The organism is Cyanobium sp. Aljojuca 7A6 (assembly GCF_024346455.1).
GTDB lineage: Bacteria > Cyanobacteriota > Cyanobacteriia > PCC-6307 > Cyanobiaceae > Cyanobium.
In genome coordinates this window covers 104625-114254 of record NZ_JAGQCY010000011.1, presented here as the reverse complement: position 1 = coordinate 114254, position 9630 = coordinate 104625, and the positions used below count along the sequence as shown (strand labels likewise).

The 9630-nt window shown below is 66.2% G+C and carries 6 protein-coding genes and 1 pseudogene; 3 read left to right on the top strand and 4 right to left on the bottom strand.

Annotation, left to right across the window (positions count from 1 at the left end; all coding sequences use genetic code 11):
- Positions 1-117: pseudogene (locus tag KBY95_RS11085) on the bottom strand (photosystem II q(b) protein); the annotation flags it as partial.
- 205 nt (positions 118-322) lie between these two features.
- On the opposite strand from KBY95_RS11085, the gene KBY95_RS11080 reads away from it, so the two are divergent.
- Positions 323-1894, top strand: coding sequence for a photosystem II high light acclimation radical SAM protein (locus KBY95_RS11080; RefSeq protein WP_254965056.1), 1572 nt, complete (start codon positions 323-325; stop codon positions 1892-1894).
- Between the two features lie 209 nt (positions 1895-2103).
- Entirely contained in the window at positions 2104-4071 is a 1968-nt protein-coding gene (locus KBY95_RS16410) for a calcium-binding protein (protein WP_315858914.1), read from the top strand.
- A gap of 121 nt (positions 4072-4192) precedes the next feature.
- On the opposite strand, the gene KBY95_RS11065 is transcribed toward KBY95_RS16410, so the two are convergent.
- Genes KBY95_RS11065 through KBY95_RS11055 form a run of 3 tightly spaced genes read right to left on the bottom strand, consistent with a single transcriptional unit; the run spans position 4193 to position 6654 of the window.
- Entirely contained in the window at positions 4193-5017 is an 825-nt protein-coding gene (locus tag KBY95_RS11065) for a CPBP family intramembrane glutamic endopeptidase (protein ID WP_254965055.1), read from the bottom strand.
- Between the two features lie 48 nt (positions 5018-5065).
- Complete coding sequence (clpS, locus tag KBY95_RS11060) at positions 5066-5398, bottom strand: ATP-dependent Clp protease adapter ClpS (RefSeq protein ID WP_254965054.1); 333 nt, start codon at positions 5396-5398, stop codon at positions 5066-5068.
- Positions 5399-5427: 29 nt separating this feature from the next.
- Complete coding sequence (locus KBY95_RS11055) at positions 5428-6654, bottom strand: LL-diaminopimelate aminotransferase (protein ID WP_254965053.1); 1227 nt, start codon at positions 6652-6654, stop codon at positions 5428-5430.
- Positions 6655-6753: 99 nt separating this feature from the next.
- Here KBY95_RS11055 and KBY95_RS11050 point away from each other — a divergent pair, with 99 nt between their 5' ends.
- On the top strand, positions 6754-9393 hold the full coding sequence (locus KBY95_RS11050) for a TIGR03960 family B12-binding radical SAM protein (RefSeq protein WP_396095014.1): 2640 nt from the start codon (positions 6754-6756) through the stop codon (positions 9391-9393).
- Positions 9394-9630 lie beyond the last annotated feature (237 nt).

The window sequence follows — 9630 nt, the reverse complement described above, 5'->3', positions numbered from 1 at the left end:
GGGGATCATCAGCACACCGAACCAACCGACGTAGAGGCGGTTGTTGGTGGAGGTGACCCACTCACAGAACTGGTTCCACACCGAAGCGCCGGAGCGCTGCTGGAGAGTGGCGGTCATGAGTGCGAGAAAAGGTAACAACGGACAGCGCCGTAACGCCGAACCGATGAAGGAGGTAGAGGCGGAATCCCACCTGGAGCTACTGTAACAGAGTGTTGCGGAGTGTGAGCGATGCCTTCATGAAGAAAAGCTGTGCTTCCGTCCGGCCACCGGCGGTCAGGACAAGCTTGTTAGCGTCCAACCACCCCATCGAGCCGCGCGAGCCGTGAGCGACCAACGGGTGCTGCTGGTGCGGCTGCCCTGCAACCCGATCTTTCCGATTGGCCCCATCTACCTGGCCGATCACCTGCACAAGTGTTTCCCCGCTCTGCCCCAGCGCATCCTTGACCTGGCGGCCGTGCCCCTGCTCGATGTCCAGCGGGTGTTGCTGGAGGCGGTGGATCAGTTCCGCCCCACCCTGCTGGTGTTTTCCTGGCGGGACATCCAGATCTATGCGCCGGTGGATGGCCGGGGCGGCAACCCGCTGCAGAACTCCTTCGAGGTCTTCTATTCCTCCAATCCGCTCAAGCGCCTGCGCGGGGCGCTCGGCGGGCTGCGGCTGATGGGCTCCTACTACGGAGAGCTGTGGCGCAATCTGCGGCTGGTGCGGCGGGGCCTGCGGCGCGCCCGCCGGCACAACCCCGGGGCCCGGGTGGTGATCGGCGGCGGGGCGGTGAGTGTGTTCTACGAGCAGCTGGGCCGCGGCCTGCCCACCGGTTCCGTGGTGTCGGTGGGGGAGGGGGAAGGACTACTGGAGAAGCTGATCCGCGGCCAGTCGCTGCAGGCGGAGCGCTGTTACGTGGTGGGGGAAGCCCCCCGCCCGGGCCTGATTCACGAGCAACCGGCGGGTCTGGAGAAAACCGCCTGCGACTATGCCTACATCGCCTCGATCTGGCCCCAGCTCAACTGGTACCTCGACGGCGGCGACTTCTACGTCGGGGTCCAGACCAAGCGCGGCTGCCCCCACAACTGCTGTTACTGCGTCTACACCGTGGTGGAAGGCAAGGCTGTGCGCGTCAACCCCATCGATGAGGTGGTGAGAGAGATGCGGCAGCTGTACGACCGTGGCGTGCGGGGCTTCTGGTTCACCGATGCGCAGTTCATCCCGGCCCGGCGCTACATCGACGATGCCAAGCAGCTGCTGCGGGCCATTCAGCTGGAGGGCCTCCTGGATATCCGCTGGGCCGCGTACATCCGTGCCGACAACCTGGACGCCGAGCTGGCCCAACTGATGGTGGCCACGGGCATGAGCTATTTCGAGATCGGCATCACCTCAGGATCCCAGGAGCTCGTTCGCAAGATGCGCATGGGTTACAACCTGCGCACGGTGCTGGAGAGCTGCCGCCTGCTGGCGGCGGCCGGGTTCCGCGAGCATGTGTCCGTCAACTACTCGTTCAACGTGATCGATGAACGGCCCGAGACCATCCGCCAGACGATCGCCTACCACCGGGAACTGGAGAGCATCTTCGGTGCCGACAAGGTGGAGCCGGCCATCTTCTTCATCGGGCTTCAACCCCACACCCACCTGGAGCAGTACGCCTTCGATCAGGGGATGCTGAAACCCGGCTACGACCCCATGAGCCTGATGCCCTGGACAGCCCGCAAGCTGCTCTGGAACCCAGAGCCCATGGGGCGGGTGTTTGGCCGGATCTGTCTGGAGGCCTTCGAGCGCAACCCGGCCGATTTCGGCCGCACCGTGATGGCCCTGCTGGAGAGGGAGTACGGCGTGGCCCCCCTGGAGGAGGCACTGCGGGCTCCGGTCGAAGGGCGCCGGGCGCTGGCAACGGCGGTGCGCTGAATCAGGGGGGGCAGGAAAGGCGGAGACGAGAAGATGGGGAAGGTCCTTTGGAAAAGACGCCATGACGTCAGCCTGTCAAGATGACGCGTAGACGGCTGCTTCGGAAATTTTAAGGTAATATCCGGTTCCAAGCGGCACCGCACTGGTTTCAGGCGCCTGTCCTGCAAGCCTTCTCCACCCCAGGCTTCCCCCAAGCGCTCCCCTCACCCATGGCCACCATCAACGACACCCCTCTCGGAACCCCCACACTCCGTCAGGCCATCAATGCGGCGGCAGCAGGGGACATCCTTCTGCTCGAGGATGGCACCTACGCCTCAGTCCGTTCGCTGGCCAAGCAGACCTCCGTTTCTGGGGTGGTCCGGGCCTCCGGCTACGCCGTGATCGGCACCTCCGAGGCGGGCACCATCATCAAGGACACCCGCATCTACCAGAGGAACGTAGATGGCTCCAACAACGGGCCCGGCACCGTCGCGAACCTGACCCTGGAGTACACCGCAGGCGGTCTCTCCGATGGTGGAGCCCTTCTGAGCGCAACTTCTGCCGGTGCGTTCCTGATCCGTGATGTCACCTTCAGCGGCACCCACACAGGTTGGAACGGCAACGGCAACCTTTACATGTCGTTGACCTCCTTTTCGGCCACTGCACCGATCACGGCGGATCTGACCCTGGAGGATGTCACGGTCACGCTGAACGGGCAGTCTGGATTCGATCCCTTGACCGGATCCGGGGGCAGTGCCTTCCTGCACAGCTGGAACAACAACGGCAAGGTCCAGATTCTCGACAGCACTTTCGATGAAGCTGGTTTCCTGAGCAGTTTCAACATCACCAACTTCGCCGGATCCGTTGCCTCCGGTTCGGTTCAGATCTCAGGCAACACCTTCACCCGCTCCGCAAATCAGGCCGTGGTGCGCCCCACGGGCAACCGTCTGGGCAATGTCGAAGCCACGCTGGTCGGAAACAAGTTTGAAAATGGCTCCTATCTCGATCTTTACGATGTCAACAAGCTCATTACGCTGACATCGAACACGTTTTCGACCGTTGCCGATGGCTTTGGCCTTCGCATCAACGGCCCCACCGTCGGGGTGCTACCTGTCCTGAGTGGCACCAACGTCTTCAGCGGACCGGGCCTTGCTCTCAAATACGTTGACCCGGGCGTTAACAAGTTCGTGAGCCTGGTCGGGACCTCCACCGTCAATGGAGCGTCCTTCACCAAGCTCACCGCCGGTGGGCAGGGCAACGACACCCTCACCCTTGCCGCCGGCTTCGCCGACTGGGTCAGCGGCGATGACGGCAATGATTCCATTTCCACCGGTGACCTGAACGATGTCCTGCTGGGGGGGGCGGGGAACGACACCCTGACCGGCGGCACCGGCGACGACACCGTGAGGGGTGGGGCTGGCAATGACACCCTCAACTACACCGTTGGCTCCGATGGTGTGGATGTCATGGATGGGGGAGACGACTTCGATACGTTGGTATTGACATCTGGTACGGGCAATCAAACGCTTACCGTCGGTTTTGATGGGTTGGCGATCACCAGCGTGGAGGGTGGAGCCATCGCCAGCATCGAATCGATATCGGCGAATCTTGGTACGGGTACGAATGACAGATTGATTTACAGTTCGACAGCCAATGTTGTTGTCAATCTGGCGACCGGTACGGCCTCTGGTTTTTCGTCTATCGCCGGCATCGAAAGTGCGAATGGTGGTACTGGAGATGATTCACTCACAGGTGGCAGTAATAATAACAGGTTGAATGGTGGATTGGGGGGTAATGACACGTTGGATGGGGCCGGCGGCAATGATTCTCTGTTTGGTGGTTTGGGGGTGGATGTGCTGACGGGTGGTCTCGGGAATGACATCTTCTTTTATGATTCCGTTGCCGACTCTGGTACAACTGCTGCGACTCGCGATGTAATAACGGACTTCGCAGGTGCAGGCTTGGTCGGTGGAGATAGAATTGATCTCTCTGCCATTGATGCGAACACCGTTTTGAATGGCAACCAGCGCTTCTCCTTCATCGGCACCGCAGCATTCTCGGCTGCGGGTCAGTTGCGTTACTTCCAGGACGGCACCAACACCATTGTGGAAGGCAACACCACGGATGCCTCAATAGCCGAATTCACCATCCAGGTGAATGGGTTGCAGAACTTCAATGCCGCCGACTTCGTCCTGTAAGTTCCCTCAGGTTTGTTGGGTCACAGGCCGGCAGCCTGCTTTTCACTGAAGCCCCCGGGTCAGTGCCCCTTGTGATGGTCCGGAAGGGCTTGGGTGACTGGTTACGAACTCTGGGGGACCGTCAACCGTTGGTGTTGGGTATGTCGTCCTCTCGGCACCGCCTCTTCCGCCAGGCCCTCAGAGCCAGCATTCCCCCCAGACCCACCCATCCCACCAGCCCGCCGATCGGATTGGGCTGGCTGCCGCCTGGTCCCGCCAGCCATGGGGGTGCGTTGGGTAGCAGCTCCACCAGGCCCGCCTGCAGGGCGAACCAGCCCCCCACCAGTCCGCCGTGCAGGCCGACCGCCCCCCAGAGGATCCCTTGATCGCTCCGGCGCAGCAGGGCCAGGTTCAGCCCCAGCAGGACCAGGCCACCGAGCAGCCCCACCGCTCCCATCAGGCCGGCACTGCTCCAGGGGTGCACCAAGGCAAAGATGGCTGCCTGCAGCAGCAGCGCCCGTCGAGGCGCCAACAGCCGCTGCAGTTCGCCCCATAACCAGCCGCGAAAGACCAATTCCTCGGCGAAGCCCACCCCCACCAGCAGGGCCAGGGCGTTGAGCCTCTCGCCCCCTTCCAGGCCCGCTGGGCCGATCCAGCGAGCGCCGCCCAGGGTCAGCAGGGCACCCACCACCAGGGCCAGCAGCACCAGGGACGTCAGCAGCCCTCGCCCGAAGGCCCCCAGGATCGCCAGCGGTGGGGCCACCACTCCCAGGGCGCGCCAGGGATGGGATTCCCCCCAGGCCCGCCGCAACCGCAGTGGCAAGGACAGCAGCAGCAGCAGTAGGGACACCATCGCCCCGGCCAGGTTCACCTGATCGGGGCGTAGCCCTGGGGCGAGGCTGCCCAGGGGCCGAACCAACAGCCAACCCAGCCCGTAGAGCACTGGCACGTAGAGGAGGGTCCCCATCCAGCGGGGACCGTGCCGGCCTTGCGGAATCTCCGGGGAGACAGCCACTCAGGCCTCCGGCTCGATCGTGCTGGTGAGGCCCTTGGCCTTGAGGGTTTCGCTGTAGAACTCCGCCGGCTCCAGATCGCAGACGATCACCAGCCCCACGCCGGTGTTGTGGGCTTCCAGCATCACGGCGATGGCATCCTGTTCGCTCAGGGACGGGACCACCTGGCGCAGGGTGTTCACCACGTATTCCATGCTGTTCACCGGATCGTTGTGAAGCAGCACCTTGTAGCGGGGCGAGGTCTTGCGCACCCGCTCCGGAGCCTTCTCGATCACGGCGGCGCCCCCCGGCGATCGGGTGGGGGTTTCGGTCGCCGCCGGGATGGTCATGGGCATGGCCGCTCCGGTCCTCATTAGGGCCAACTCTAAAGAGCCCGGATCCGCCGCATCGCCTCGTCGACGTTGGCGCGGGAGTTGAAGGCCGACAAGCGGAAATAGCCTTCCCCGGCGGCTCCGAAACCACTGCCGGGGGTGCCCACCACATGGGCCTGGCCGAGCAGATGATCGAAGAAGCCCCAGGAATCCAGCCCTTCTGGCGTCTTGATCCAGACGTAGGGGGCCTGCTCGCCGCCGTAGACCTGCAGCCCGGCGGCCGCCAGTTCGCGGCGGATGATGGCCGCGTTCTCCATGTAGAAGCTCACCAGGGCCCGCACCTGCTCCTGGCCTTCCGGCGAGTACACGGCTTCGGCGCCCCGCTGCACGATGTAGCTCACCCCGTTGAACTTGGTGCTCTGGCGCCGGTTCCAGAGCCCCCACAGCTCCACCGGCTCGCCGGTGGCCGTGGTGCCGGTGAGTCCCCGGGGCACCACGGTGAAGGCGCAGCGGGTGCCGGTGAAGCCGGCGTTCTTGGAGAAGGAGCGGAACTCGATCGCACAGCGGCGCGCCCCCTCGATCTCGTAAATCGAGTGGGGCAGCTCCGGATCAGAGATGAACGCCTCGTAGGCGGCGTCGAACAGGATCAGGGCGCCGTGGGCCAGGGCGTAGTCCACCCACTGCTGCAGCTGCTCCCGGGTGGCGACCGCGCCGGTGGGGTTGTTGGGGAAGCAGAGGTAGATCAGATCCACCGGCTGCTCCGGCAGGGGGGCAACGAAGCCGTTGGCCGCGGTGATCGGCAGGTAGGTGAGGCCCCCGTAGCGGCCGCCATCGTCGGCTTCGCCGGTGCGGCCTGCCATCACGTTGCTGTCCACGTACACCGGGTAGACCGGATCGGTGACGGCGATGCGGTTGCCGGCCCCGAGGATGTCGAGGATGTTGCTGCTGTCGCACTTGGAGCCGTCGGAGACGAAGATCTCTTCAGCGCTCACCTCGCAGCCGCGGGACTGGAAGTCGTGGCGGGCGATGGCCTCCCGCAGCCAGGCGTAGCCCTGCTCCGGGCCATAGCCGTGGAAGCCCTCCCGGGTGCCCATGGCCTCGATGGCCTGCTTCATCGCCTCGCGGCAGGCCGCCGGCAGGGGCTCGGTGACGTCGCCGATGCCGAGGCGGATCACGGCCGCCTCGGGATGGGCCTCGCTGAAGGCCTTGACGCGTCGGGCGATCTCGGGAAACAGATAGCCCGCCTTGAGCTTGAGATAGCTGTCGTTGACCTGAACCATGGGAGGGAAGCGGAAGGCGTGGCGGCTGGGCGTGGCGGCATCTTCCTATGCCGCGGTGCGGCCTGCCTACCATCGGTTCCCAGCCTGCAGGCCCTGGCCTTGACCGTTGCGCCGATCGACTTCGCCGCGCTGGTGGACAGCACCATCTCCCGGCCGGCCCGCTACCTGGGCAACGAGCGGGGGGTGGAGGACCGGGACTGGTCGGCGGCCCGGGTGCGCTGGGCCCTCACCTATCCGGAGGTCTACGAGGTCGGCGCCAGCAACCTCGGCCACGTGCTGCTCTATTCCATCCTCAATGCCGTCCCCGGCCAGCTCTGCGACCGTGCTTACCTGCCGGCGCCCGATCTGGCGGCCCGGCTGCGGCAGCGGGGCGCGCCCCTGTTCGCGGTGGAAAGCCACCGGCCCCTGGCGGCCTTCGACATCCTCGGCTTCAGCCTCAGCTACGAACTGGGTGGCACCAACATCCTGGAGATGCTGGATCTGGCCGGCCTCCCGATCCTGGCCGCCGACCGGGGCGACCTCCCCCTGGACGATCCGGCGGCAGCGCCGCTGATCTTCGCCGGTGGTCCCACCGCCACCGGCAACCCGGAGCCCTTCGCGCCGTTCTTCGATTTCCTGGCCCTGGGGGATGGGGAGGAGCTGCTGCCCGAGATCGGCCTGGTGGTGGCCGAGGGCAGGGCCGCCGGCCTGGGCCGCCGGGCCCTGCTGCGGGATCTGGCCGAACTGCCGGGGGTCTACGTGCCGGCCCTGTACGCGCCGGGGCCTGATGGCGTGAGCCTGCTGCCACTGGAGCCTGGCCTGGCCCCCCGGATCCAGCGGCGCACGGCCACCCCCATGCCCCACTACGCCATGGGCCTGGTTCCCCACATCGAAACGGTGCACGACCGGCTCACCGTGGAGATCCGCCGCGGCTGCACCCGCGGCTGCCGCTTCTGCCAGCCGGGGATGTTGACGCGCCCGGCCCGGGATGTGGAGCCCGAGGCGGTGATCGAGGCGGTGGAGGAGGGCATGCGGCGCACCGGCTACAGCGACTTCTCGTTGCTGTCGCTCAGCTGCAGTGATTACCTGTCCCTGCCGGCGGTGGGGGTGGAGCTGCGCAACCGGCTGGCGGAGCACAACGTCAGCCTCACCCTGCCCAGCCAGCGGGTCGACCGCTTCGACGATTCCATCGCCCACATTCTCGGCGGCACCCGCCGGGCCGGGCTCACCTTTGCCCCCGAAGCCGGCACCCAGCGTCTGCGGGACATCGTCAACAAGGGGCTCACCGATGCGGAACTGCTGCGCGGCATCCGCACCGCCATGGAGAACGGCTACAGCCGGGTGAAGCTCTATTTCATGATCGGTCTGCCGGGCGAGACCGACGCCGATGTGCTCGGCATCGTCGACACCTGTCGGGCGTTGCAGCAGCAGTGCCGGGATCTGGGCCGGTTGCAGCTCAACATCACGATCAGCAATTTCACCCCCAAGCCCCACACGCCGTTCCAGTGGCACAGCGTGTCGACGGCGGAATTCCGTCGCCGGCAGCAGTTGCTGCGTGACGCCCTGCGGCCCCTGCGGGGCCTCAAGACGAACTTCACCGACGTGCGCCTGTCGGCGGTGGAGGACTTCGTGGGTCGTGGGGATCGGCGACTGGCGCCGGTGATCGCGGCGGCCTGGCGGGCTGGGGCGGGGCTGGACGCCTGGTTCGAATCCGCCGATCGCACCCATGCCGCCTGGACCGGCGCCATCGAGGCCGCCGGCCTGGGGGGCTCCTATCGCGCCCTGGAGATGGGCGGCTGGAGTGCGGCGGAGGCCTTTGCCACGGGCGACCTCGAGGCCTTCTGCCGCCAGCCCCTTCCCTGGGACCACATCGATTCCGGCGTCGACAAGGCCTGGCTGGCCGAGGACCTCCGCCGGGCCTTGGCGGCCGCCGTGGTGCCGGATTGCTCCTTCGACGGTTGCAGCAGCTGCGGCGTCTGCGGCCCCGAGCTTGGCCACAACGTGGTGATCCCGCCCCCCCCGGTTCCGCCGCCGATCCCGGCGCGGGCGCCCGCCAGCGAACGCGTCTGCCGGCTGCGCTTCGGCTTCGCCAAGACCGGCTCCCTGGCCCTGATCAGCCATCTGGACACCCTGCGGATGCTGGAGCGCGCCCTGCGGCGCAGCGGTTTGCCGGTGAGTTTCACGGGCGGATTCCACCCCCTGCCCCGGCTGCAGGTGGCGCTGCCCCTGCCCCTGGGGGTGGAGGGCCTGGGCGAGTGGCTCGATCTTGACTTCGCCGCCCCGGTCGACCCAGAGATGGCCCGCCAGCGCCTCCAGGCGGAACTCAGCCCCGAGCTGACCTTGCTCTCGGTGCAGGCGGTGCCCCTGGCGACCCCCGGCCTGGCCCAGCAGATCCGCACCGCCCATTGGCGGATCGCCCTGCTTCCGGCGCCGGATCAGCCGGCTCCGGCACCGTCCCAGTGGTCAGCGGCCATCGCCGCGTTAGTGGACGCCACCACCCTGCCCTGGCAGGACCAGGACAAGAAGGGCCGACCCCGCCAGCGCGACTGCCGCCCCTACCTGCTCGACCTCCGCCCGGCGCCGCTGGAGGCCCGGGGTCCGGAAGGGGCGATGCAGGTGCTGGATCTGGAGGCCGCCGTGGATCCCCAGGGCCGCAGCCTGCGACCCGAACATCTGCGCCACTGGCTGGGCGAGTCCCTCGGCCTGCCCTTGGTGCTGGGGGCGGTCCAGCGCCGTTGTCTTCGGCTGGACGCATGCTAAGTTCGCCCTAGACGGAGAAAGGAATCGCGGGGATCCTTCCCTTCTTCCTCCTCCGCCCAGACGCTTCTGCAACAGAGATGCTTTCTAGAAGCTTCTCGGCGTAAGCGCGATCACAGTCAACACTGCTTGGTTCGGTCTTCGTTGCTTCGCATCGGGAAGGGAAGACAACCCTTCCGCCACGCTGCCGGCCCGACGACGTCTTTGCTTCTCCTCAGGCCCTTGACATCAAGGGCCTGT